Source organism: Spirillospora sp. NBC_01491 (genome assembly GCF_036227065.1).
GTDB classification, from domain to species: domain Bacteria; phylum Actinomycetota; class Actinomycetes; order Streptosporangiales; family Streptosporangiaceae; genus Spirillospora; species Spirillospora xylanilytica.
The window spans coordinates 3,352,294-3,375,928 of sequence record NZ_CP109432.1 but is presented as its reverse complement, the minus strand read 5'-3'; the positions used below and the strand labels follow the sequence as shown (position 1 = coordinate 3,375,928).

Here is a 23,635-nt window from a genome sequence, read left to right as displayed (position 1 = left end):
GACGGTCCGCCGGTCAGCCGCCGGCGCTCCGCGCGTGCTCTCCCCGCCCGCCGCCGTCCGCCCCGCCGGCTCCGTCCCCCTCGGTGGCGGCGCCGGCGATGGGGGAGAAGGCGACCGGCAGCGCGAACAGGCCGCGCATCCACACCGACGGACGCCATGTCAGCTCCTCGGCCGGAACCGAGATGCGGACGTCCGGCAGCCGGTCGAGCAGCGTCTCGACGGCGGTCGAGGCGATGGTCGAGGCGAGGTCGGGCGCCGGGTAGGGGCAGCCGTGCTCGCCGCGGCCGAAGGACAGGTGCGCCCGGTTGGCGCCGGGGCCCGGGTGGGTCTCGGGCCGCACCCGCAGGTCGGTGTTCGCGGCGGCGAGCCCGAGCACCAGCAGGTCGCCGCGGCGGATCCGCTGGCCGCCGAGCGCGCAGTCGTGCACCGCCCAGCGGCCGATGAAGTTCTGCGTGGGCGTGTCCTCCCACAGCGCCTCGTTGAGCGCCTGGCCGACGCTGTCGCGTCCGCCCTGCAACGTCGCGGTGAACCGGTCGTCGACGAGCATCAGCCGCAGCCCGTTCCCGATCCAGTTGCCGGTCGGCTGCTGCGCCGCGGCCATCACCACCAGCAGGTCGATGACGATCTCGTCGTCGCTGAGCGCGGCGGAGTGCCCGATCAGCCGGGACGGCAGGTCGGGGCCGGGCCGCCGGTGCTTGGCCTCGACCAGCCCGCGCATCCGCGCGTGGATCCGCCGGTGCGCCTGGACGGCCTTGTCGCCCACGTCCAGCGACTCGGCGATGTCGGCGACCAGCAGCGGGATGTCGGCCTCGGCGAGCCCGTACAGCCGCGCCATCACGTGCAGCGGGATCCGGTGCGAGTACTGGGCGACCAGGTCGGCCTCGCCGTCCAGGGAGAACGCGCCGATCAGCTCGGTCGCGACCCGCCTGCACATCCGGACCAGCTCGGTGCGGTCCACGGCGTCGAGGGAGTCGCCGATCGCCCCGGCCCGGCGCTGGTGCTCGGGGCCCTCGGCGAACATCACCGACGGCGTCCAGCCGACGTAGGGCATCAGCGGCCAGTCCCCGGGGATCAGGTCCCATGCGTTCCAGCGCCGGCAGTCGCGGGCGAACTGCCGGGGGTTGGCGGTGACCTGGCTGACCTCGCGGTATCCGAGCACGAACCAGGCGGGGACGTCGCCGTCGAGCAGGACCGGGACGACCGGGCCGTACCGCTGCTGGAGCGTCCGGTACAGCCCGGCCGGGTCGCGCGCGATGTCGGGCCCGTGCAGCCGGACGGGCCGCGGATGCCCGGGATGGGCGTCCTGGTCGGGCGGCGGGAGGGTGCCGGTCTCGGTTTCGGAGTTGGAAGCGGTCGAGGGGTTCGTCACGGTGCGGTCTCCCGTGCGGCGGCGGATTTCTTGCAGTGGGCCAGGTACTTGACGAGCGTGATCAGCACGGTCTTGGACGACTCGCGCCGTCTCGCGTCGCAGTCGATCAGCGGGACGCGTTCGGACAGGCACAGCGCCTCCCGGATCTGGGCGAGGTCCGGTTCGGGGCCGGCCCCGGGGGCCTCGAAGCGGTTCACCGCGACGATGAACGGCATCCCGCCGTGCTCCAGCCGGTCGACGGCGAACCAGGAGTCCTCCAGCCGGCGGGTGTCGACCAGCACGACCGCGCCCAGCGTCCCGGAGAAGAGCCGGTCCCACAGGAACCAGAACCGCTGCTGCCCGGGCGCCCCGAACAGGTAGAGCACCTGGTAGGCGTTCAGCGTGATGCGCCCGAAGTCGAACGCGACCGTGGTGCTGTTCTTGTCGGGCAGCCGGCCGGCATCGTCGATCCCGACCCCGGCCCGGGTCATCAGCTCCTCGGTGCTGAGCGGGCGGATCTCGCTGACCGACCCGACCATGGTGGTCTTGCCGGCGCCGAACCCGCCCACGAGCACGATCTTCAGCGCGTCCCGCGCGGTGTCGCGCAGCGGCAGGCCCGGGAAGGCGGCCTCGCCGTGGCGGGCCTGCGGATCAGAGATTCTGGAGTCCAACGAGCACCTGCTTCAGGGTGTCGAGGTCGGCGAGCTCCCGCGGGGCGGGCGCCGAGGTCGGATGGCGGGCGGTGACGCGGCCCAGGCCGACCAGGTCGCGCAGCACGAGCTGGAGCACGCTGATCGGCAGCCCGAGCCGGGCCGACAGCTCCACCACGGCCACCGGGTGCTGCCGGCACGTCCGCAGCACCATCGCGTGCTCGGACTGCATGCCGGGCGCGGGGTCGACCTCGCCGACGATGAGCGACACCACGTCGAACCGTTCGTCGTCCGCGGGCGCGCGGCCCGTGGTGACCGCGTAGATCCGGTCGGGGCCCTCATCGCCGGCGAACGGGTTCATGCCGGCCCGGCGCCGCCGCCGCGGCCCAGCGGCGGCGCGGTCAGCCGCCCGCCGATCTGCTCGACGAGCTGGTTCATGGTGTGCCCGATCAGCCCGACGTCGCACTCGTCGGCGGTGATCACCGCCAGGTGCGAGCCCTCGCCGGCCGGGACGATCAGCAGGATCCCGCCGTGGAACTCCACCATCGACTGGCCCGACCCGGGGGTGTGCCCGAACTCGGCGGACGCGCTGACCGCCAGGCTCTGGATGCCGGAGGCGAGCGCGGCGAGCTGGTCGGCCCGGTCCTCGTCCAGGTCGGGGTTGTGGCAGATCTTCAGGCCGTCCTTGGACAGCACCAGTACGTGCCGGATGCCGGGTGTCCTGTTCGCCAGGCGGTCCAGCAGCCAGCCGAGGTCTCGGTCCATGGTGCTCATCGGGGTCGCGGGGCGTTGCCCCATCTCCTATCGGTCGTCCTGTGCGGCCGTGCCGTTGTGGCCTGCCGTGTCGGTCGGGCCCGCGCCGCCGGCCGGGTCCTCGGCGCCCGGGGCGCGCGCGGACGACCGGCGGAACGCGGCGAGCCGGTCGGCCGGGTCGCCGTTCGCGTTCGCGGGCGTCGGGTCGGGTGTCGGCGTGGCCGCGGGCAGGGGCGCGGGCGCGGGTGCGGGTGCGGGTGCGGGGGCGCCGACGCCGGTGTCGGCGGGGACGCTGTCGGTCCGCCGGAACCGCGAGTCCAGCAAGTCCGGGATGCCGACGAGGGACGCCCCGACGGGACGCCTCGGCAGCCGGGCCGGCGCCTTGGTGCTCCCGGGCGGGGCCGGGACGGGGGACGGGAAGGGGGTGGACCGGGCGGCCTCGCTGAGCGCGCCCCAGCGGCCGGGCGCGCGCGGGCGCGTTCGCGGGGGCCGGGAGTAGGGCAGTTCGAGGGGCTCGGTCACCAGGGTGCGCGGGATCCACATCACCGCGCCGATGCCGCCGCGCGCGGACGGCCGGAAGCTGATCCGCAGCCCGTGCTTCTTGGCGAGCCGTCCGACCACCGCCAGCCCGAGCCGCTCCTTGGACAGGTTGGTCTCGGTGTCGGGCGAGGTCACCTGCCGCTCGGCGCGGGCCCGCTCGCGCTTGCGCATGCCGATGCCGGCGTCCTCGACGACGATGACGATGCCGGAGTCGACCTCCTCGACGTACACGTGCACCTCGTGGTCGCGGGTGGAGAACACCGCCGCGTTGTCCATCAGCTCGGCCAGCGCGTGCATCACGCCCTCGGCCGCGACCCCGACGATCGCGGCCTCGCTGACCGAGTGCAGCCGCAGCCGCCGGTAGTCGGCGATGCGCCCCAGCGCGCCGCGCAGGATGCTCTCCATGATGATCGGCTTGGTCCACCGCCGGCCGGTGCACCCGCCGGCGAGCAGCGCGATGGTGTCGGACGTCCGGCCCATCATGGACACGCCGTGGTCGAGCTCGAGCAGGTCGGCGAAGACCTCGTCCTCGGCGAACTGGAACTCCAGCTCGCGGAGCTGCGCGAGCATCCGGGTGCACGCGGCCTGGTTCCTCGCCGCGCCCTCGGCGCAGAAGCCGAGCAGCATGGCGTTGGTCCGTTCGCAGTCGGACAGGTCGCGGGTGACGTTCTGCATCAGCCGCCGCGCCACCGGATGCTCGGGGAGGGGGAGGGTGCCCAACAGCGTGTCGGAGGAGGTGCCGTCGAGGCGGATCCGCTGGACGATCTCGGGGAACGTGTCGTCCAGCAGCCGGACGGTCTGGCCCTCCAGCTCGGCCAGCTCGGACCGGGCCGCCGCGGCGGCGCGCTCGCCCGCGGCGACCTCGTGGGCGGCCCAGTGCAGGACGCGCCGGAGCCCGGGGCTGGCGGGGCGCGGCACCTCGGCGAGCGCGGTCTCGGCCGGGACCCCGGCGCGCACCTGGCGGAGCACCTCCGGGAGCGCGCCCGCCGACAGGTCCACGATCTGGCGTTCCAGCCGGGCGGCGGTGTCCCGGGCCTCGGCGAGCCGGACGTCCAGCCGGCGGGCCACCATCGAGCGGTGGGCGGCGAGCGTGACCAGGACGCACGCGGCCAGCGCCGCCGGGCCGCCGCCCCAGGCCACCAGCGGCTTGACCGGCTGGGTGGCGGCGAACACCGCCCACAGCCACGTGCCGCCGATGAGGACCACCGAGGCCAGCCAGACGAGCAGGGCCCGTTCCAGCGGCGTCCGGTCGGTCGGGGGGTCGGGGGACAGATGTGCTGACATGGGTGCAGATCCTCGTTGACGGTCTCGCCCGGCGGCCGGGGGAACGGCCGGGCACCTATCGCAGGATGCACCACATCGATTGTGGACGGATGGCCATTCGCCATAAAAGCCGGTCGTCCGAAATGGGGATCTCGGCGGGCCGGCCGCCGGGCGAAAGAGGGTGAGAAATGCGGATGGATCGGCCGTTCACCCAGGTCAAAGCCCAGGTGAACGGCGATCATCGGTCGGGCGAATATGGCGTGAGTTGCCCGAATATGCCACCCTTTGCAGGGCCGGTCAGGGGTGGCCGCCGAAGAAATAGGCGGCGAAGAAGAGCTGGAACTCGTCGTGCGTCACGGTCTCGGTTCCGCGCCGTCCGGCGAACAGGTCCCCGGTCTCGGGCCCGGCGTTGAACACCGCGAAGACCAGCGCGCCCTGCTCGGCGGTCAGCGCGCCGCCGGGGGCCAGCGCGCGCAGCACCTCGTCCAGGACGGCCCGGACCGAGCGCCGGTAGTCGCCCGGCGACGACAGCAGCCCGCCGAGCATCGCCTCGGTGTACTCGGCACGGGTCACCCGGGTGTTCTCGCCGTTGGTCAGCCGGTACCACCAGAGGCTGAGCCCCTCGTCCATGGCCCGTCCCGGCCGCCCCCCGCTCGGGCGGACGACCGCGTCGTCGATCCGCCGGGCCAGCAGCTTGAAGTCGAGCGGGGCGATGACGTCGTCCTCGTCGGCGTCGAAGATGTCGAAGCTCGCGGCCACCAGCCGCCGCCGCGTCGCGTCGGACGGCAGGCCCGCCGCGGCCAGGTCCATCCAGGTCATCCCCCTCCGCGACCTGCCGTCCCGGAAGGCCGCGTCGCGCAGCGCGCCGTCCCGGAATGCGCCCTCTCGCGGCGTGGTCCGGCGCGGCGGGGTGGAGCCGGGGTCGGCGGGGACCTCACGACGGGTGTTGGCGTACACGGCATACCCCTTCGACGTTGTGCGTGCTGATCTGGCATATCCGTTGGCGCCCGGGCCTCAGCCGGCCCCCCGGGAGAGGAGCGGGCGCAGGTAGGCGGCCGAGGTGCCGAGCCCGGTGGGGCCGCGCAGCGGCAGCGCGGACGAGGCGGCGGCCTGCGCGAGGAGGACGTCCTCGTGGTAGCGGTCGGTCTCGCGGTGCCAGTGGAGGATGCCGGCGACCCAGTCGCGCAGCTCCTCCATCCGGGCCTCCAGGGCGATCCGGCCCCGGTCGTCGAGGTCGAAATCGGCGACCAGCGCCGGGACCTCGGTCGCGGTGAGGTGGTCGAACTGGCGCAGCCGCGAGGTCATCAGGTCGTTGACGATCGCGACCGCCTCGTCCCGCCCGCAGTTGAAGAACCGCTGGACGGCCAGCACCCCGTTGTTGAGCTCGCCCTCGAACTCGATCTCCTTCTGGTAGGAGAACACGTCGTTGAGCAGGCAGCAGTAGTCCATCACCGAGCACTCGACCTCGCGCATCGTGCGGGTCTCGTAGATCGCGTCGGGGATGTCGCGGCCGTGCTCGATGCGGGCCAGGCTCAGCGTCAGCTCCGAGCCGAAGGTGTGCCGCCGCATCTCGACGTAGTCGACCGGGTCGGGGATCCGGCTCTGGACGTGGTTGGCCAGCTCCCACAGCCAGCTCGCGGTCATCGTCTCGACCGCCTCGCGGAACCGGGCGCGGTCGGCGGGCTCCATCGGGCCCGCGGTGCGGCGCCACAGGTCGGCGAGCCCGGTCTCCACCGGGTTCTCGGCCGGCGGGGTCGGGCCGAGGTCGAGCGGCATGAAGTCGGAGAGCCGGGCGTTGAACCGCTTCGCGCCCGCCATGTCGCGGTCGCGGAAGAAGATCGCCGGAAAGTAGTCGTCGCCGTAGGTGCCCCACGCCAGCCACTGCCCCGACTGGTCGAGCGCCTCGGGCGTGGCGTCGGGGTCGAGCCCGGCCGAGCACAGCGGGAAGTCGAACCCGGCGAGCCGCTCGGCGGTCCAGATCGGCTCGGCGTGCCGCGGCACCGGATCGTACATGCCGACCTTCCCGCACCACTCGACGCAGGCGAGGCGGGCCCGGCCGAGGTGCGGGCTGAGCCTGAGCTGGTACGGCATGACGAACTCGGGCAGCGGCGTCGGCCCGACCGGCCGCTTGTGGGTCAGGTGCGGGCGGCTCTGCACGGCGGCCTTCAGTAGCCCGGGGAGCCGGGCCGCGGCCATGCCCCGCTTCGGCGCCGACTCGTTCATGTAGCGGCTGGAGCGCAGGTGCCACTCCTGGCCGCCCGACTGCCAGTCCTGGAGGCCCTTGACGTAGGCCAGCACGCTCGCCCGCTCGAACGGGTCGAGCGCGTACTCCTCGAACAGCGGCGGCAGCTCGGTCAGCGCGGTGTTCTCGAACTGGCGCAGCCGGGAGGTGAGCAGGTCGTTGACGGTGTCGGCCGCCTGCTGCGGGCCGGTGCCGAGGAAGTGCCCGATCACCAGGACGCAGTTGTTGATCTCGCCCTCGGTCTCGGTCTCGCGCTGGTAGGAGAACAGGTCGTTGCGCAGGTGCACCCCGTCGGAGAAGGTGTCCTTCAGGACGCGGAGCGGGCGGGTGCCGGCGACCCGGTCGGGGACCTCGGCGCCGACGGCGTGCTCGACCAGGTCGGCCGACCACGGAGCCCCGCCGACCTTGCGGCGCATCTCGATGTACTCGACCGGGTTGGGGATCCGGGCGTCGCTGATGTTGGACAGCTCCCACAGCGACTCGCGCAGCAGGTTGTCGGTGCTCTCGGCGAACCGGCGCCGCCACCCGGCCGAACGCGCCGGGACGGTGCGCGCCCACAGGTCCCGCAGCCCCCGTTCGCACGCGTTGGTGGGCTCGAGCGGCTCGCCCTCGTCCATGAACGCGCTGAGCCGGTCGAGGTAGGCGCGGGCGCCCTCCTGGTCGCGGGAGCGCTTGAAGACCTCCAGGAAGTGGTCGTCGAAGTAGAACACCCACACGTACCAGTCGGTGATCAGGTCGAGCTCGGGGGCCGCGCAGTCGGGATGGGTGTAGGCGCACAGCAGCGCGTAGTCCATCGCGTCCAGCTCGGCCTCGTCCCAGATCTCGGGGGTGCCCGGGTCGCGGGTGTCGTCCAGCATGCCCATCTCGCGCGCCCACAGGGTGCTGTGGATCCGCGCCCCCTCCAGATGGGGGTTGAGGCGCGCGGGGTACGGGACGTAGAACTCCGGCAGCTCGAAAGGTTGCATGAGGGGACCAGGTTCCTCTCGGGGCGGTCGGGTCATTGCTCGTCGGGAAACCTACAGCAATGGGTCGGTTACGAATGGTCACATTCATGTTCGGGTCGCGGGTCGGCGCCCGGCCGGGGGCCGCGGTCAACGGTCGGTGAAGGCGACGTTCCTGCCGGTGACGCGGAGGCCGATGCCGTGCTCGGAGACGGTCAGGCTCTGGAACGCCAGGCCGAGCGGCAGCCCGCGGACCGGCACCGTGAAGTCGAGCGCGTCGCCGAGGTCGTCCAGCGGGAGGCCCTCGACCGCGAGGGCTTGGACGCGGATCGCGTCGCCCTCCTTGGTCACGCGCGCGGTCGCGGTGACCTCGGTGATGGCGAGGTCGACCTTCGCGCGGACCTTGTCCGGGCCGTCCGCCGACAGCTCCAGGTCCGGGTCGCCGCCCGCCTTGGCGAGGTCGCCGAAGCTGACGAACGCCGTGCCGTCCACCGTGCCGAGCGTGCCGCTGCGGAATCCCGAGTCGAGGTGGACATCGCGGGCGCGCACGTCGAGCCGGGTGATGTTCAGGGGACCCTCGGCGATGTCGCGCGCCTTAAGCCGGACGTCGGGGAAATCGCGCGAGGCGACCTGGGTGAGGAACGGAACGCCTTTGATCGTCACGTCCGGGGCGGCCGGAAATCCCTCTTTCTTGATCTCCTGCGCCATCCGGTGCTCGGCATAGGCCGCCGCGGCGCGGTCCGCGACGACCAGCAGGATGATCAGCAGGAGCACGGCGCAGGCGGCCACGATCGGCCAGCGGCGCCTCGCGGGCCGTGGCCGCCGGACGTCGCCGGTGTCGTTCACCGGATCGGGTGATTCGCCATGATTCTCACTCAATTCCCGGAAAGAGCTCGTGTCAATATTCCTCCACATATCAGGGGGAAGGATTTACACTCCGGACATGACGGCCGGAGCGTCCGCCGATTCCCTCGCCACGCCGGTCCTCGTCGTGCGCACCGGCGACCGGGTGCGTCGGCTGCGCCCCGGCGGCGCGTACCGGGTCGGCCGCGACCCCGCCGCCGAGATCAGGGTGGACGACCCGCGCGCCTCGTGGCACCACGCCTTGCTGCGCGCCGGTCCCGGCGGCTGGATGATCGAGGACGGCGGCAGCAGCAACGGGACCTTCTTCGAGGGCCGCCGGATCCAGCGGATGGCGATCGACGGCGAGTGCTCGTTCCGCCTCGGGAACGCGACCGACGGCGTCCTGCTGGCCTGCGTCGCCGACGTCCGCCCCCAGCAGCAGCCGCCCCCGCAGCCCCAGTCGCCCCCGCAGAGCCATTCGCGCGCCCAGCCGCAGCCGCGGCCCCGGCCGGTTCGGGGACCGGGGGGCGGCCGGGAGCCGAGCTCGGTGATCCGGGTGGCGCCGCTGGCGCTGCGCATCGGGCGGGCACCGGGCAACGACGTGGTGCTGCCCGACCTGGTGGTGTCGCGGTACCACGCCGAGCTGCGCACGCTCGGCCCGGGACGGCGCGAGATCGTCGACCTCGGCAGCCACAACGGCACCTACGTCAACGGGGTCCGGGTCGAGTCGGCGCCGTTCTCCGAGAGCGACCTGCTGGGCATCGGGCACGCCACGTTCCGGCTGGTCGGGGAGGAGCTGCGGGAGTTCGTCGACACCGGGGACGTGTCGGTGTCGGTGCAGGACCTCACGGTGCGGACGCCCGAGGGCAAGGTGATCCTGGACGGGGTGGGCTTCCCGATCCCCGAACGGTCGCTGGTGGCGGTGATCGGGCCGAGCGGGGCGGGGAAGTCGACGCTCCTGGGCGCGGTGACCGGGATGCGGCCGGCGTCCGAGGGGACGGTGCGGTACGACGGCCGCGACCTGTACGCCGACTACGACGAGCTGCGGCACCGGATCGGGCTCGTCCCGCAGGAGGACATCCTGCACACCCGGCTCGCCACCCGGCAGGCGCTGCTGTTCGCGGCCGAGCTGCGGTTCCCTGGCGACACCCGCAAGGAGGAGCGGCGGGGGCGGGTCGACGAGGTGCTGGCGGAGCTGGGCCTGACCGCGCACGCCGGGACCCGCATCGACCGGCTCTCGGGCGGGCAGCGCAAGCGGGTCAGCGTCGCGCTGGAGCTGCTGACCAAGCCGTCGCTGCTGTTCCTGGACGAGCCGACGTCCGGGCTCGACCCGGGCCTGGACAAGACCGTGATGGAGATGCTGGGCGAGCTGGCGCACGACGGCCGGACGGTCATCGTCGTCACGCACAGCGTCGCCAACCTGGACGCCTGCGACCGGCTGCTGGTGCTGGTGCCGGGCGGGCGGCTGGCCTACTACGGCCCGCCCGGCGAGGGGCTGGAGCACTTCGGCAAGGAGAGCTGGGCCGAGGTGTTCCAGGCGTTCGACCGGGAGCCGGACCGCGACTGGGCGGCGGAGTTCCGCGCCTCGCCGCGGCACGCGCGGTACGTGGCGTACGCGCTGAACGGGCAGGGCGGGGTGACCGACGCGCGGACGCCGGTGCCGCCGCCCGCGCAGCAGTCGCGGCTGGGCCAGCTCAGCACGCTGTGCCGGCGCTACCTCGCGGTGATCGCGTCCGACCGCAGCTACCTGGTGCTGCTCGGAGTGATGCCGCTGATCCTCGGCGGGCTGATCGCGGCGATCCCGGCGCCGCGGGGGCTGGCCGGGCCGCCGGGGACCAACCAGGACGCCGCCGCCAAGATGATGGTGCTGGTCTTCGCGGCCTGCTTCGCCGGGACCGGGAACGCGGTCCGGGAACTGGTCAAGGAGCGCACGATCTACCGGCGGGAGCGGGCGGCGGGGCTGTCGGCCGGCGTCTACCTGATGTCCAAGCTGCTGGTGCTCGGCCTGATCACCGGGCTCCAGGCCGTGGCGCTGGTGCTGATCGGGCTCGTCCTGGTCGACCGGCCCGCGGCCGGGACGTTCACCGCGGTGCTGCCGGAGCTGATGCTGTCGATGGGGCTGCTCGGCGTCGTGTCGATGACGCTCGGCCTGCTGGTGTCGGCGTCGGTGGGCAGCTCGGAGAAGACGCTGCCGCTGCTGATCGTGCTGTCGATGGGGCAGCTCGTGCTGTGCGGGGCGCTGGTCCGGCTGGTGGGGCTGCCCGGCCTGGAGCAGCTCGCCTGGCTGTCGCCGTCCCGCTGGGGGATGGGCGCCGCCGCCGCGACGATCGACCTCGACACGATCGGGCCGCCGCCCGCCGACCCCGATCCGCTGTGGCGGCACGATCCGGGGGTCTGGCTGGCGGACATGGGGATCGCGGCGGGACTGGCCGTCGTCTTCGTGGCCGCGGCCTGGTGGCGGCTGAACCGGCTGCGCCCCCGCCGCCGCTGAGCTTCCGCGTGCCCCCGCCGTGCCCCCGCCGAGCTCCCGGAGGGCCGCCGGGACACGAGTGAACGGGGTGACGGGACTCACACCCGGGATCCGGGGTAGGACCCCGGCATGGACTCCGCCGACACTGCCGGCGCCGCACCACCGCCGGTGCGCGCCGAGATCACCTTGACCGTGAACGGGACCGGGCACCGGCTCGGCGTCGACACCCGCACCTCGCTGCTGGACGTGCTGCGCGAGGAGCTCGGGCTCACCGGGTCGAAGAAGGGCTGCGACCACGGGCAGTGCGGCGCCTGCACGGTCCTGCTGGACGGCCGGCGCGTGAACGCCTGCCTCGCGCTCGCGGTCGCCCACGACGGCGCCGACGTCGTCACCGTGGAGGGCCTGGGCGGCGGGGACGGCGGGCTGAGCCCGGTCCAGGAGGCGTTCCTGGAATGCGACGCGTTCCAGTGCGGCTACTGCACGCCGGGCCAGCTCTGCTCGGCGACCGCCGTGCTCGGCGAGGCCGCGCGCGGCTGGCCGAGCGCGGCCACCCCCGACGTCGCGGACGAGCCGCGGCTGGACGACGCCGAGATCCGCGAGCGGATGAGCGGGAACCTGTGCCGGTGCGGCGCGTACGTCAACATCGTCGCCGCCGTCCGCGGCGCGGCGGTGCGCGGCGCCGCGGTCCGCGAGGCGGCGGGCACGGAGCCGGGGATCCTGCCGTGAGGCCCTTCGCGTACGAGCGCGCCGGCACCGCCGAGGAGGCGCTCGCCAAGCACGACGACGATGCCCTCTACCTCGGGGGCGGCACCAACCTCGTCGACCTGATGCGGCTGGGCGTCGCCACGCCCGCGCGGCTCGTCGACGTCGCGCACCTGCCCTGCGACCGGATCGAGCGCGGCGCGGACGGCGGGCTGGTGATCGGCGCGGCGGTCCGCAACAGCGATCTGGCCGCCGACCCCGCGGCGCGGCGGAGCCACCCGCTGCTCGTCGAGGCGGTGCTGGCGGGCGCGTCCGGCCAGATCCGCAACCAGGCGACCGTCGGCGGCAACCTGCTCCAGCGCACCCGCTGCTCCTACTTCCAGGACATCACCAAGCCGTGCAACAAGCGCGAGCCCGGCAGCGGCTGCCCGGCCCGCGAGGGCGAGCACCACAACCACGCGATCTTCGGGCACTCGGCGGCGTGCGTGGCGACGCACCCGTCCGACATGGCGGTGGCGCTCGCCGCGCTCGACGCGTCCGTCCGGGTGCGGGGCCGCGGCGGCGGCGAACGCGCCGTCCCGCTGGGCGAGCTGTACCGGCGTCCGGGGGAGGACCCCTCGCGCGACACCGCGCTGGAGCCGGGCGACCTCATCACGGCCGTGGAGGTGCCGCCGCTCGGCCTGCCGTCCCGGTACCGCAAGGTCCGCGAGCGGGCGTCGTTCGCGTTCGCGCTCGTCTCGGTCGCCGTCGCGCTGGACGTCGAGGGCGGCGCCGCCGGCGGCGGGACGGTCCGGGACTGCCGGATCGCGCTCGGCGGCGTGGCCCACCTGCCGTGGCGGGCGCACCGCGCCGAGGCGGTCCTGCGCGGCGCCCCGGCCACCGCCGAGAGCTTCCTGCGCGCCGCCGAGGCCGAGCTGGAGGCCGCCGAGCCGCTCCGCGACAACCGCTACAAGGTGCCGCTCGCCACCAACCTGATCGCCCGCACGCTGACGGAGCTGACCGAACGATGAGGCCACTGGAACGGATCGAGGGACGCGAGAAGGTCACCGGCCGGGCGCGGTACGCGGTCGAGTACCCGGTCGAGGGGGTCGCGTACGCGGCGGCCGTCCAGGCGACGGTCGGACGCGGCGAGATCGTCGCGGTCGGCACCACGGCGGCGCTGGCGCTGCCCGGCGTGCTGGCGGTGCTGTCGTGCGAGAACGCGCCGGAGGTGAACGCCGTCGACGACGGGGAGCTCGCGCTCTTCCAGTCCCGCCGGGTCTCCTATCGGGGCCAGTTCGTCGCCGCCGTGGTCGCCGAGACCCTGGAGACGGCGCGGGAGGCGGCCCGCCTCGTCCGCATCGACTACGTCTCCGAGCCCCCGGACGTGCGGCTGCACCCCGGCCATCCGGGGATCTACAAGCCCGACAGGGTCAATCCCGTCTTCCCGGCCGACACCGAGCGGGGCGACCCCGAGGGCGCGTTCGCCGCGTCCGACGTCCGGGTCGACGCGACGTACACGACCCCGGCCGAGCACAACAACCCGATGGAGCCGCACGCGACGCTGGCCGTGTGGGACGGCGACGGGGGCCTCACGCTGTACGACTCCAACCAGGGCCCGTCGCTCGTCCGCGACACCGCCGCCGAGATCTTCGGTCTGGGCCCCGACCGGGTCCGGATCGTCTCGCCGCACGTGGGCGGCGGCTTCGGTTCCAAGGGGACGCCCCGGCCCAACCTCGTCCTGGCGGCGATGGCGGCCCGTGCGGCGGGCCGTCCGGTCAAGTTCGCGCAGACCCGGCAGCAGATGTACTCCGCCACCGGCTACCGGACCCCGACGATCCAGCGCGTCCGGCTCGGCGCGGACGCCGACGGGCGGCTCACCGCGATCGTGCACGAGGCGCTGGAGCAGAGCTCCACCGTCCGCGAGTTCGCCGAGCAGACCACCACGCCGACGCGGGTGATGTACCAGGCGCCGCACCGCCGGACCGCGCACCGGCTGGCCCGGCTCGACGTCCCCACTCCGTCGTGGATGCGGGCGCCCGGGGAGACCCCCGGCATGTTCGCGCTGGAGTCGGCGATGGACGAGCTGGCGGTCGCCGCCGGGATCGACCCGATCGAGCTGCGGATCCGCAACGAGCCGGACGCCGCCCCCGAGAGCGGGCTGGCGTTCAGCTCCCGGAACCTGGTGGCGTGCCTGCGCCAGGGCGCCGACCGGTTCGGCTGGGCCGGCCGCGACCCGGCGCCCGCCGCGCGCCGCGAGGGCCGCAAGCTGATCGGCATGGGCGTCGCGTCCGCCACCTATCCCGCCTACCGGCTGCCCAACCGGGCGACCGCGCGGGCCGAGGTCGACGGGACCTTCACCGTGCGGATCGCCGCCGTCGACATCGGCACCGGCGCCCGCACCGCGCTGACCCTCATCGCCGCCGAGGCGCTCAAGGCCGAGCCCGAGCGGGTGACGGTCGAGCTCGGCGACAGCGACCTGCCGAGGGCGTCGGTCGCCGGCGGCTCGGGCGGCACCGCCGGATGGGGCACCGCGGTGGTGCGGGCCTGCGAGGCGCTGCTCCCCATGCTGGAGGAGGACCGGCGGCCGGTCGAGGCGTCCGCCGACACCACCGCGGAGATCGAGGCGCAGGAGGAGCTCGCCCGGCACGCCTTCGGGGCGCAGTTCGCCGAGGTCGAGGTCGACGTCGACACCGGCGAGATCCGGGTCCCGCGGATGCTCGGCGTCTTCGCCGTCGGACGCGTCATCAACGCCGTCACCGCCCGGTCGCAGTTCATCGGCGGCATGACGATGGGCCTCGGCATGGCGCTGATGGAGGAGAGCGTCATGGACGAGGAGTTCGGCGACTACCTCACCCGCGACCTCGCCCAGTACCACCTCCCGGCCTGCGCCGACGTCCGCGACATCGACGCGTTCTGGGTGGACGAGCACGACCCGCACCTCAATCCGATGGGCAGCAAGGGCATCGGCGAGATCGGCATCGTCGGCGCCGCCGCGGCGGTCGCCAACGCCGTGCACCACGCCACCGGGCTCCGCATCCGCGACCTGCCGATCACTCCGGCACGGATGCTGACCGCGCTGTGACCTCCGGCCGTGTTCCGGGCGCCGCCGCCGGCCCCACGGCCCCACGGCCTGCCGGACCGACGCCGCGCCGGCTTAGGCGGGGCCGGGGACGTCGTCGCGGCGGTCGGCGGCGTGGCAGCGGCCCCCGGCGGCCAGGTAGGACGACCGGGGGCCGCTCCGCCCGCGGACGCTCCGGCCGCGGGCCCGGCAGGTCGCGGGCCTCGTCCGGGACCGTCCGCGCACACGGCCCTCGATCATGACGATGGCCGCGACCGCCACGGCGACGATCACGACCGCCCCCGCCGTCTGAAGCACGCCCTGCAACGTCTCGCCCACTGGGCCCCCTACCGGTTGTGACCCGTCACCGCCACTGCGCGGATGTCCTGTCTCTTCTTCGCCGTTAGGGGGGTTCGGGTTCCATGGCCGGTGATTTCACCGAGGCCCGTGCGCCGCCCGTGACCGCGGACGGCGCACGGGCTCGCGCGGGCTCCGGAATGTCGGCGGGGGATGCCATCCTCGTCCGCATGCCGCTGACTCCCCCCGCCGACCCCTCGTCCTCGAACCTCTACCTGGACTGGGTGCTGATCAACGCGCCCGAGCGGCGGGACGAGGCCGCGAGGGAGATGGCGGCGATCGAGGCCGCGCTGACGGGCCGCCGGCGCAATCGGATCGCCGCCGACCTGCGGTGGCGCTCCCGCTCGCTGCCGCCCGAGCATCGTCCGTGGTTCCTCGACACCGTCGCCCACCGGCTGGTCGGCCGCAACGGGCACAAGTCCGTGGCGTACGCGTACGCGCGGATGGCCGAACGGGCGCACGGGCTGCCGATCGACGAGCACTACCACCGCGAGAACACCCTGCTGCTCGCCCGCTTCGGCGCGCTTCCGGAAGGCGTCGCCGACGCCCATGAGCGATGGCTGGCGGCGACCCTGCCGCCCGCCGAGGCGCACGAGGAGTTCGTGCGGTTCGTCCTCGCGCGCGGAACGGGCGGTGACCTGTCGCCCGGCGACCTGCCCCAACGGGTGCGGGCCTCGGCCGGGGCGGCCGGCCTGGACGTGGCCGAGGACGCCAGGGTGCTCGGCGACGTGCTCGCCGCCATGGGCGAGGCCGGTTGGCTCAGGGACACTCTCGACCGGGAACTGCTGGACGCGGTCACGCGGGTCTTCGAACAGGCCCCGCCCCGCCGTGAGGCGCACGCCGGGCTGGCGGTGCTGTTCCCGGAGGACGGCGCGGCGTGGCTGCGGATGCTGCGTGCGGCGGGTGCCATCGAGTCCCTGGAGAGCGGACGGGTCGTGCCGTCCGGTCTCCGGCTCCGAGGGGCCTCCGGCCTGGGCGGCTGGTTGCACGTGTTCGCCCGCAAGTACAACTCCGTCAGGAAGACCGGCGGTGGCAAGCGACCCGGGGCCGTTCCGGGTGAGCTCCTTGATGTGGTCCCCCGGCTGGCCCCGCTGATCAGGACGGCCGGCACGCCGGTGCGGCTCCACGGCCCCGCCTGGGACCGGGGCCGTGACGCCGGCCTCGTCCGCGTGTGCCACGCGGCGGGCGTCCCGATCGAACCCGACGAGGGGCCCGCCGTCGGGGACGACCCGGCCACGCGGATCCGCGCGCTGATCGACGAGGCGGCCGGGGGCGGTCTCGGCGCGGCGGCCGACGCGCTGACGGCGCTCGACGCGCTGCTCGACCGTCCGGCCGCCACGGCGGTGGACGGCCTGGGCGAGGCCCTGGCCGGGCTCGACCTCGTCCAGCCGCTGCTGCGCACGCTGCGCGCCGGAATCCCCGCCGAGCTCGGCTGGCCCGCGCTCGACCAGGCGGTCGCCGAGATCGGCGCGGTGGAGGGGGTGACGTCGGCCTGGCCCGTGCTGACCGTCCACGGACGCGGCCACGCGATCGCGATCGACCACCGGGGCCGCCGCGCCCTGCCCGCCGGGACGACCGGCCTGCCCCCGCTTCGCGGCCTCGCCTCCGGAGGGCTCGGATACCGCTCCGAACACGGCGGCGGCCCGTCCGGCGGCGGCCCGTTCGACCTGTGGATGAGCGACGGCACCGGAACCTGGAGCGCCAGGAGCTTCCCCCGGGATCCGGCGGACGGCTGGGCCGAGGTCGATCCGGCCACCGGCGAGCGCGCCCCCGAACCGTCGCTCCCCGGATTCTTCGGGACGGCGGAGGCCCAGGAGGCCGCGGAGGGCATGCCGCTGAACCCGAACCTGCTGAGCCTCGTCCGGCTGCCCGCCGAGGTCACCGGCTCCCCGCTGGGCCGGGCCGACGGTCTGTCCGGATTCCGCGTGATGAACGATGGCGAACGCTTCGTCCTGGAGGGGGTCGACGGGCGCCGCGCCGAGTTCCGCCGTCCTGGGGGAGCGGGGTGGCCATGGGGCGTCGTCCGCATGCCGGAGGGCGGCCCCGACCTGATCGTCACTTTCGACCGCGCCGAAGGCGCCGCCAGGCTGATGGACGCTTACGCCGCCGACGACGGCTCGCGGCTATGGGAGGCACCGGCCTTCCCCGGCTGGGGCCGGGACGGCACCGAAGAGCGGCCGGCGCTTCCGCCGCCCGCGTTCTGGCACTTCCTCACCCCCCGCGACCTCCCGTCCTCACGCGCTCTGCGCACGATCGCCCCCGGCACCGTGCGGGCGCTGCTGACCGCGCTGAGCGCGCCGACCGCCGTCACCGGCGACGCGGCCCGCGAGGCGCTCGGCACGGCGCTGCCGGACGTCACCGAACCCCAGATCGCCGACGGCGTGGTGGCCGAGGTCCGGCGGGCGGCGGGGCTGCTGCGGCTCCGCGAGGCGCTGTCCCGCCGGGTCGCGGTCATGCGTTCCGGCAGCCCGGCCGCGCCCGCCGCCGAGGTCTCCGACCGCCACCTGCACGGCGCACTGCCCCAGTCGCCGACGTTCCGGCCGCGCATCGCACCGGCGCCGTCCGGGCACCCTGCCGCGGTCACCGCGATCACAGCGGCAGGCGGCCTTCTGCGCGGCGAGTTCGACGACGAGGTCCGCGGGTGCGGCGTGCCCGCCGCGCCGCTCGACTGGGCCCCTCTGCTGGGGAACATCGCCGCCGCCGCGTGGCGGCTGGTGGTCGAGCCGGCCCGCGACCATGACCGCACCGCGCTCACCGGACTGCTGCGCGTCTGGTCCGGGCAGCCGTTCGCGGCGCCGGGCCGGTGGCGGCGCGGCACCGCGTCCGGTGCCGCGCTGGCACCGCTCTGCGCGGCCGGCCGGACGGTCGTCACCGGCGTCGGCGGGTCCGGGACCGGTCCCGAGCCGTACCGGCCGCTCGACCCCGGCACCGCGTACCGGTTCGTCCAGCCGGACGGCGCCCCGGTGCCCGAGGGGGCGACCGCCGTCGAGACCGTCACCGTCACCCACGACGAAGCGGTCAGGCTGCCCCGGCTGCTCGACCTGCTGGCCGAACGCGGTCCGCTGCGGCTCGGCCCGGCCGCGACCGCGGCGTTCATGAACCGCACCGGCGTCCGCAAGGCCCTCGCCGAACTCGTCCTGTCCGGGCTGCCGTCCGGATCGGTCAACCGCTATACCGACGCCGACCGGGAGCTGCTGACCGGCCTCGACCCCGACGGCCACCTGCGGGTGCTCGCCGCCGCGATCCCCGACGACCCGGCCGGGCTGTGGGCGCGGGGCGGTGCCGTCGCGGCGGCCGGGCGGATGGCCGAGGTCTGGGTCGAGCTCGTCGGTGTTCGGCCCGGCGTCGACGAGGAGGTCGCCGACTTCCTGGAGCGGCGGAATGGCGAGGACGCCGCGTCCCTGCTGGCCGACCCGTCCGGTTGCGCCGAGCTGATGGCCGTCCCGAGAAGCGTGCTCACCGTCGAAGAGCACGGCTATCTCCGGGCCTGTTTCATCGCCGAGGACGGCGACCTGCACCCCTGGCCGCACGAGCCGTCCGGCGAGCACACCAGGGTGGCGTCCCTCGTCGCCTGGGCCCTGACCGAACGTCCCGTCGGCGATCCGGCCACGTCCGGGGCGGCGGAGCTGTGGTCCAGAGTCCGCGCCTGGCTGGATGCCCCCGAACTGCTGTTGGAGCTCGGCCAGGAGTACCCGCCCCCGGACCGGTGCTCGGTGCCGTTCAGCCCTGTCTCCGTCCGAGTGGAGCAGGGGGAGAGCCGCGTCCCGCCGCCCGCGGTGTTCGGCAACGGCCTGCTGCTGGTCGAGCCCCAGCGCTGGTGCCTCTTCCTGCGGCCGTCCGCCCTGGGCCGGTCGGACCTGTACGCCGAGGCGGTGCGTTTCTGCGAGACCCGCGGGCTGCTCAGGACGCTGCAGGGTCTCGGCAACCTCGAGACCCTGCACAGCGGCGGCCTGGCCCGTATGGTCGAACGCTCGAAGAACACCATCGTCCCGTCCGGCGGCTACGAGGCGAACCCCCTGCTGAGCGTCCCCGAGCTGGTCGACGAGGTCGCCGGGAAGCTCGGCCTCGGCCGGGACTCCGCCGCCCTCTACCTTCAGCTCCTCGCCCTCGTCCGTCCGACCGACCGCAACGTCCGCAAGTGGAACGGCTGGACGGCGCCCCGGCACAAGGCCGCCCAGGCCCGGCTGCTGGAGCACGGCCTGGTCGAGACCGACAAGCGCCCGCGGGCGGGCCGGAAGGTCTTCATCCCCGGCCCTTGGACCAGGATGAAGGCGCCGCTGCTCCCACTCGAAACCGCCAAGCTCGCCACCCATCGTGTCCACTCCGGTTGGACCGGCGGCGGTCCGTTCGATGGATGGTTCCCGCCCGTCCCGCTGCACGAGCTGTTCGCCAACGCCTGGAATTCACGCTGACCGCGCGCGGCCGGCCGGCTGGAACGAAATGTCCCGAGGGAAGGAAAACCGATGGGAATTCCCGCTCGCGGTCAGTAGCGTAAGCCCCGTTCGAGAGCAGAGAAGGTGAACCGAACGTGGCAAAGCTCAATCAGATCATCGCCGTGGAGAAGGGCGTGAAGAGCCGCACTCAGCGCGAGCTGGCCGACGTCTACCACGTTCTCCAGAAGCCCGCGCTGCTGTCGGGGATCTCCCGGGTCTACCGGCCCAGGGACGAGGAGGGCGAGACCCTGCCGCCCGAGTCCACCAAGGTGCAGGTGCGGTCCGAGGACGCGCTGCGCGACGCGGCCAAGACGCTGACCCGGCTGTTCGACGTGGTCGCCACCAAGGACTGGGCGAACCGCGAGGCGAGCGCCGACGTCGTGGTCGACGGGCAGACGATCGTGGCGCGGGTGCCGGTCACCTACCTGCTCTTCCTGGAGAAGCAGCTCACCGACCTGCGCGCGCTGATCGACCGGCTCCCCGTCCTGGACGCCGCCGAGTCGTGGACCTACGACGAGGGCCAGGACGTGTGGCGCGCCGACGCGGTCGAGACCTCGCGCACCAAGAAGGTCCCGCGCGCGCACGTGCTGTACGAGGCGACCGACAAGCACCCCGCGCAGGTCGAGACGTTCACCGAGGACGTCATCGTCGGGACGTGGAGCAAGGTGGCGTTCTCCGGCGCGATGCCGGCGCGGCGGGTGAACGAGCTGCGCGACCGCGTCGAGCGGCTCCAGGGCGCGGTGAAGTTCGCCCGCGAGGAGGCCAACGCGGCCGAGACCGTCGACCGGCAGGTCGGCGACGCCGTGTTCGGGTACCTGTTCGCCTGACACACCGAAGACTCCCCCCGCTGGAGCGCGGGGGGTGCGCCCGGAACCGGGCGCGGAAACTGAGGATGAGGCTCAGTCTGATATCGCGGTGGCAGTGGGGGTTCGAATCCCCCTCCGGGCACTTCGCGCCCGGATGGCCCAATCCGGAAGAGGCGGCCGTGTCAAACTCAGGCTCTCGCTCCAGAATCAGTATTCGCCGTTCATCATCGGATCGACCGGAGGCGGACAGATAATCACCGGGATGCCAGTTCGAATCTGGCTCGCTGCTCTCGTGCGGCGGTAGCTCAACGGCAGAGCACGGTGATGTGAGAATGATCCGCCGCCTTTAAACGGCGCCGATGTGCGCAGACAGCGGCCTGCACGGGCCCCGGGGCTGGGTAGCTCCCCGGGGCCCACCGCCGTTCACCGCCCCCGCACCGCCTCCTGCTCCAGTGGCAGGGCCCGCGGCAGGCCGAACAGGTCGAACGGGCGGAGGTCCTCGCGGAACGCGGTGATCCGCCCGACGCCCGCGGCGGAGACGTCCAGCACCATGATCCAGTGCCCGCCGTGGACGCCGTCCGGCCCCTGCCGGTACACCGCCATCGCGGGCTGCCCGTTGGCCGCCGTCCGGACCACCCGGTTCAGGCCCGGACGGGTCAGCACATGGGCGGCGAGGAAGGCGCCGACGGCGTCGCGTCCGGCGAACCAGGCCGGGTACGGCGGCATCTCCAGGACGGCGTCGCGGGTGAGTAGGCCGAGCAGCGCCGCGACGTCGGCGTTCTCGAACGCCGCCAGGTAGCGGTCGAGCAGCTCCCGCCGCTCCGCGTCCGGGAGCTCGGCGGCGTCGTCCTCGCTCGGCGCCACCTCGTCGAGCCGGGCCCGGGCCCGTTGCAGGAGGCTCTTGACCGCGGGGACGGACGTGCCGAGGAGTCCGGCGACCTCGGCGGCCCGCATCGCCAGCACGTCCCGCAGGATCAGCACGGCGCGCTGCCGCGGCGGCAGGAGCTGGAGCGCCGCGATCAGCGCGAGCCGCAGCGTCCCGCGCCGGACGGCGACCACCGCCGGGTCCTCGACTGGAGGGATCAGCAGCGCGTCGGGCGCGGGTTGCAGCCAGGCCACGTCCGTCCACGCCGCCGCGAACGGCCCCCCGGGGTCGCTGGACGGGGCGCAGACCCCGGCCGGCAGGGGCCGCCGCTCGCGGTTCTCCAGCGCGGTCAGGCACGCGTTGGTCGCGATGCGGTACAGCCAGGTGCGGACCGAGCAGCATTCCTCGAAGGAGTCGTACTTGCGCCCGGCCCGCAGGTAGGTCTCCTGGACGAGGTCCTCCGCGTCGTGCACGGAGCCGAGCATCCGGTAGCAGTACGCCAGCAGCTCGGGGCGGTGGGGACGGGCACGGTCGGCGAAGTCGTCATGTCCGGTGGCCGGACGCGGGCGTGTCGGCGATGTCATCCGCGCTCCTCAGGGGGTCGTCGTGCGGTCGTCTCCGGATACTGACCCGGGGAAGCGCCGAAATGAATCGGTCCGGGACCGCCCTTGAGTCTCAACATCTCAGTACGGGGTGATCCGATGGACGACCTCGACGCGGGCCGTGAGGAAGCGCTGCACGAGGAGTGGGCGCAACTCGCCCGCGCGCTCGGCATCACCGAACGGCACATCCCGCCGACCCCGCCTGATGAGCCCCCGCCCGAGTGAATCAGGGGCCGGGGACTCGTTGGCGGTCTGGTCAGGCCAGGTCGGGCGAGCTGCTCTTGATCTGTCGTGTGAACGCGCGCCAGTCCGCGGTGCTGAAGGCCAGCCGGGGGCCGTCTGGGTCTTTGGAGTCCCGGACGCCGATCACCGGACCAAGGTCCGCCACCTCAACACAGTCCCCGCCGCTGTGACCACTGTGGTCGCTCTTACGCCACCGAGCGGCGGGCATGTCCTTCATGGTTCCTCCATTCCTGTGCTGACCACGGCTCGCGACTCTGTGCCGGGGAGTGCGTGGCCTCTGAGTGGTTGGACCGAGGACGAGCCCCCGTCCGAGCGGACTTGGAGGCCGGGGGCTCGTTGGGGGAGCGCGGTCAGGCCGAGTCGGGCGAGCTGCTCTTGATCTGTCGTGTGAACGCGCGCCAGTCCGCGGTGCTGAAGGCCAGCCGGGGGCCGTCTGGGTCTTTGGAGTCCCGAACGCCGATCACCGCGGTAAGACTTGCCACCTCAACACAGGCGCCGCCCTGATGGTCGCTGCGGCTGCTCTTCCGCCACCGAACGGGCGACAAGTCCTTCATAGTTCCTCCATCGCTGCTCTAACCATGGCTCGTGACTCCGCGACAGGGAGCGCGTGGCCTTTGAGTAGATCCCAGCGTACGACGAAGTCCGACAACCTTGCGGGTTGCTTAATCAATGTGCCAACTCCGGCCGACTCTGTGTAAGCGTTGCTCGAGCCGTCATCGAACCCCAATATTGTGAAGCTGCCCCCAAGTCCCGCGTGGTATCCAGCCTTGTAAGGAACGACTTGGAGCATCATGTTCTGGTGCTCGGAGGCAGTCAGCAGGTACGTCAACTGTTCCCGCATGACCGCATGGTCCCCTATTACTCGCCGTAGAATAACTTCGTCGATGGTGAGCCAAACGCGAGGTGGTGAACTCTGGGTGAGGATGGACTGGCGTTCCAGTCGATTGTTGATCAGGTCGGACGTGTTGCTCCCGTTGATGGATCCCACTACGGCTCCGGCGTACCCCTCGGTCTGAAACAAGCCGTCTACCAGTAGTCCACAGAACATGCGAACCGTACTGGCCTTCGACTCACGTGCGGCGTACTCGGTGAACCCGGGTGGCAGTACGGTCCGAAGCTCGATGTCGTTGGCGAGGTCCCAGAGGCGGTGGAAGTGGCCGTCGAGCTTGAAGAAGGTGTCGAGGTCGTGGGCGCTCTGCTCGGAGATCTTGCGACCGCTCTCCATGGTGCTGATCCACTGCGGGGTGCAGCCGAGTGTGTCGGCGAGTTCCTTGCCGGTCAGCCTGCTTTCGTCGCGCTTGCGGCGAAGTTCGGTGCCGAAGAACACACGGGCAGGGTTGTCGATTTCTGCCATGAGAGTCTCCCGGGGAGCGCTTAACCAGGGGGGTGGGTTGAGTTGATCTATAGCCGGGTGGACCGCCGCTGGTGATCGGTCACTTTCCGAGCCTAGTCCTGGCCTGTGAGCCTGGTCTCAGTATTTCGACAGAGACGCAGATGAGAGGTTCCCCGGCATGACCATAAGGACGAGTCCAGGCAA

At 73.3% G+C, this 23,635-nt stretch carries 20 protein-coding genes; 7 read left to right on the top strand and 13 right to left on the bottom strand.

Features of this window, described 5'->3' with window-relative positions; all coding sequences use genetic code 11:
- Nucleotides 1–13: 13 nt before the first annotated feature.
- The 8 genes from OHA34_RS15560 to OHA34_RS15525 all read right to left on the bottom strand — a co-directional run bounded on the left by OHA34_RS15560 (nt 14) and on the right by OHA34_RS15525 (nt 8,583).
- The gene (locus OHA34_RS15560; protein ID WP_329522039.1) at nt 14–1,369 is read right to left on the bottom strand and encodes a cytochrome P450; all 1,356 of its coding nucleotides are present in this window, start codon (nt 1,367–1,369) and stop codon (nt 14–16) included.
- Complete coding sequence (locus tag OHA34_RS15555; protein ID WP_285941893.1) at nt 1,366–2,019, bottom strand: GTP-binding protein; 654 nt, start codon at nt 2,017–2,019, stop codon at nt 1,366–1,368. Before OHA34_RS15555 ends, OHA34_RS15560 begins: the two co-directional genes overlap by 4 nt.
- Complete coding sequence (locus tag OHA34_RS15550) at nt 2,000–2,359, bottom strand: DUF742 domain-containing protein (protein WP_329522038.1); 360 nt, start codon at nt 2,357–2,359, stop codon at nt 2,000–2,002. The genes OHA34_RS15555 and OHA34_RS15550 overlap by 20 nt, the downstream gene beginning before the upstream one ends.
- Nucleotides 2,356–2,772: a roadblock/LC7 domain-containing protein gene (locus tag OHA34_RS15545; protein WP_329522410.1), complete on the bottom strand. Its 417-nt coding sequence runs from the start codon at nt 2,770–2,772 to the stop codon at nt 2,356–2,358. The genes OHA34_RS15550 and OHA34_RS15545 overlap by 4 nt, the downstream gene beginning before the upstream one ends.
- Nucleotides 2,773–2,799: 27 nt before the next feature.
- Entirely contained in the window at nt 2,800–4,575 is a 1,776-nt protein-coding gene (locus tag OHA34_RS15540) for an ATP-binding protein (protein ID WP_329522037.1), read from the bottom strand.
- 276 nt (nt 4,576–4,851) lie between these two features.
- Nucleotides 4,852–5,511, bottom strand: a complete 660-nt coding sequence (locus tag OHA34_RS15535; protein WP_329522036.1) for a hypothetical protein — start codon at nt 5,509–5,511, stop codon at nt 4,852–4,854.
- 57 nt (nt 5,512–5,568) lie between these two features.
- A complete protein-coding gene (locus OHA34_RS15530) occupies nt 5,569–7,761 on the bottom strand; it encodes a terpene synthase family protein (protein ID WP_329522035.1) in 2,193 nt (730 codons plus the stop codon).
- A 126-nt stretch (nt 7,762–7,887) separates the two neighbouring features.
- Nucleotides 7,888–8,583: an LmeA family phospholipid-binding protein gene (locus tag OHA34_RS15525; protein WP_329522034.1), complete on the bottom strand. Its 696-nt coding sequence runs from the start codon at nt 8,581–8,583 to the stop codon at nt 7,888–7,890.
- A 97-nt stretch (nt 8,584–8,680) separates the two neighbouring features.
- Between OHA34_RS15525 and OHA34_RS15520 the strand changes: the two genes are divergently transcribed.
- The 4 genes from OHA34_RS15520 (at nt 8,681) to OHA34_RS15505 (ending at nt 14,816) form a co-directional block, all read left to right on the top strand.
- Complete coding sequence (locus OHA34_RS15520; protein WP_329522033.1) at nt 8,681–11,071, top strand: FHA domain-containing protein; 2,391 nt, start codon at nt 8,681–8,683, stop codon at nt 11,069–11,071.
- A 108-nt stretch (nt 11,072–11,179) separates the two neighbouring features.
- Nucleotides 11,180–11,776, top strand: a complete 597-nt coding sequence (locus OHA34_RS15515; RefSeq protein WP_285941886.1) for a 2Fe-2S iron-sulfur cluster-binding protein — start codon at nt 11,180–11,182, stop codon at nt 11,774–11,776.
- Entirely contained in the window at nt 11,773–12,762 is a 990-nt protein-coding gene (locus tag OHA34_RS15510; RefSeq protein WP_329522032.1) for an FAD binding domain-containing protein, read from the top strand. Before OHA34_RS15515 ends, OHA34_RS15510 begins: the two co-directional genes overlap by 4 nt.
- Nucleotides 12,759–14,816 (top strand): xanthine dehydrogenase family protein molybdopterin-binding subunit, encoded by a 2,058-nt coding sequence (locus OHA34_RS15505; RefSeq protein ID WP_329522031.1) that lies wholly within the window; start codon nt 12,759–12,761, stop codon nt 14,814–14,816. Before OHA34_RS15510 ends, OHA34_RS15505 begins: the two co-directional genes overlap by 4 nt.
- 72 nt (nt 14,817–14,888) lie before the next feature.
- Here the strand turns inward: OHA34_RS15505 and OHA34_RS15500 are convergent, their stop codons facing one another.
- Nucleotides 14,889–15,131: a hypothetical protein gene (locus tag OHA34_RS15500; protein ID WP_285941883.1), complete on the bottom strand. Its 243-nt coding sequence runs from the start codon at nt 15,129–15,131 to the stop codon at nt 14,889–14,891.
- Between the two features lie 188 nt (nt 15,132–15,319).
- Here OHA34_RS15500 and OHA34_RS15495 point away from each other — a divergent pair, with 188 nt between their 5' ends.
- A complete protein-coding gene (locus OHA34_RS15495; RefSeq protein ID WP_329522030.1) occupies nt 15,320–19,561 on the top strand; it encodes a hypothetical protein in 4,242 nt (1,413 codons plus the stop codon).
- A gap of 116 nt (nt 19,562–19,677) precedes the next feature.
- Nucleotides 19,678–20,409, top strand: a complete 732-nt coding sequence (locus OHA34_RS15490) for a DUF7873 family protein (protein ID WP_285941881.1) — start codon at nt 19,678–19,680, stop codon at nt 20,407–20,409.
- Nucleotides 20,410–20,811: 402 nt separating this feature from the next.
- On the opposite strand, the gene OHA34_RS15485 is transcribed toward OHA34_RS15490, so the two are convergent.
- Nucleotides 20,812–21,837, bottom strand: coding sequence for an RNA polymerase subunit sigma-70 (locus OHA34_RS15485; protein ID WP_329522029.1), 1,026 nt, complete (start codon nt 21,835–21,837; stop codon nt 20,812–20,814).
- A gap of 117 nt (nt 21,838–21,954) precedes the next feature.
- Between OHA34_RS15485 and OHA34_RS15480 the strand changes: the two genes are divergently transcribed.
- Nucleotides 21,955–22,080, top strand: coding sequence for a hypothetical protein (locus OHA34_RS15480; RefSeq protein ID WP_285941879.1), 126 nt, complete (start codon nt 21,955–21,957; stop codon nt 22,078–22,080).
- Nucleotides 22,081–22,111: 31 nt separating this feature from the next.
- Here the strand turns inward: OHA34_RS15480 and OHA34_RS15475 are convergent, their stop codons facing one another.
- From OHA34_RS15475 to OHA34_RS15465, 3 genes are all read right to left on the bottom strand, one after another.
- Nucleotides 22,112–22,315, bottom strand: a complete 204-nt coding sequence (locus OHA34_RS15475; RefSeq protein WP_329522028.1) for a DUF397 domain-containing protein — start codon at nt 22,313–22,315, stop codon at nt 22,112–22,114.
- Nucleotides 22,316–22,448: 133 nt separating this feature from the next.
- Complete coding sequence (locus OHA34_RS15470; RefSeq protein ID WP_329522027.1) at nt 22,449–22,652, bottom strand: DUF397 domain-containing protein; 204 nt, start codon at nt 22,650–22,652, stop codon at nt 22,449–22,451.
- Nucleotides 22,649–23,452, bottom strand: coding sequence for a helix-turn-helix domain-containing protein (locus OHA34_RS15465; RefSeq protein WP_329522026.1), 804 nt, complete (start codon nt 23,450–23,452; stop codon nt 22,649–22,651). The genes OHA34_RS15470 and OHA34_RS15465 overlap by 4 nt, the downstream gene beginning before the upstream one ends.
- Nucleotides 23,453–23,635: the final 183 nt, after the last annotated feature.

What these genes read in the sequence shown, in the direction of transcription:
- OHA34_RS15550 (WP_329522038.1), bottom strand. Translation starts at nt 2,359, where the DNA reads ATGAACCCGTTCGCCGGCGATGAGGGCCCCGACCGGATCTACGCGGTC.
- OHA34_RS15545 (WP_329522410.1), bottom strand. Translation starts at nt 2,772, where the DNA reads ATGAGCACCATGGACCGAGACCTCGGCTGGCTGCTGGACCGCCTGGCG.
- OHA34_RS15540 (WP_329522037.1), bottom strand. Translation starts at nt 4,575, where the DNA reads ATGTCAGCACATCTGTCCCCCGACCCCCCGACCGACCGGACGCCGCTG.
- OHA34_RS15530 (WP_329522035.1), bottom strand. Translation starts at nt 7,761, where the DNA reads ATGCAACCTTTCGAGCTGCCGGAGTTCTACGTCCCGTACCCCGCGCGC.
- OHA34_RS15520 (WP_329522033.1), top strand. Translation starts at nt 8,681, where the DNA reads ATGACGGCCGGAGCGTCCGCCGATTCCCTCGCCACGCCGGTCCTCGTC.
- OHA34_RS15515 (WP_285941886.1), top strand. Translation starts at nt 11,180, where the DNA reads ATGGACTCCGCCGACACTGCCGGCGCCGCACCACCGCCGGTGCGCGCC.
- OHA34_RS15505 (WP_329522031.1), top strand. Translation starts at nt 12,759, where the DNA reads ATGAGGCCACTGGAACGGATCGAGGGACGCGAGAAGGTCACCGGCCGG.
- OHA34_RS15495 (WP_329522030.1), top strand. Translation starts at nt 15,320, where the DNA reads ATGCCGCTGACTCCCCCCGCCGACCCCTCGTCCTCGAACCTCTACCTG.
- OHA34_RS15485 (WP_329522029.1), bottom strand. Translation starts at nt 21,837, where the DNA reads ATGACATCGCCGACACGCCCGCGTCCGGCCACCGGACATGACGACTTC.
- OHA34_RS15480 (WP_285941879.1), top strand. Translation starts at nt 21,955, where the DNA reads ATGGACGACCTCGACGCGGGCCGTGAGGAAGCGCTGCACGAGGAGTGG.
- OHA34_RS15475 (WP_329522028.1), bottom strand. Translation starts at nt 22,315, where the DNA reads ATGAAGGACATGCCCGCCGCTCGGTGGCGTAAGAGCGACCACAGTGGT.
- OHA34_RS15470 (WP_329522027.1), bottom strand. Translation starts at nt 22,652, where the DNA reads ATGAAGGACTTGTCGCCCGTTCGGTGGCGGAAGAGCAGCCGCAGCGAC.
- OHA34_RS15465 (WP_329522026.1), bottom strand. Translation starts at nt 23,452, where the DNA reads ATGGCAGAAATCGACAACCCTGCCCGTGTGTTCTTCGGCACCGAACTT.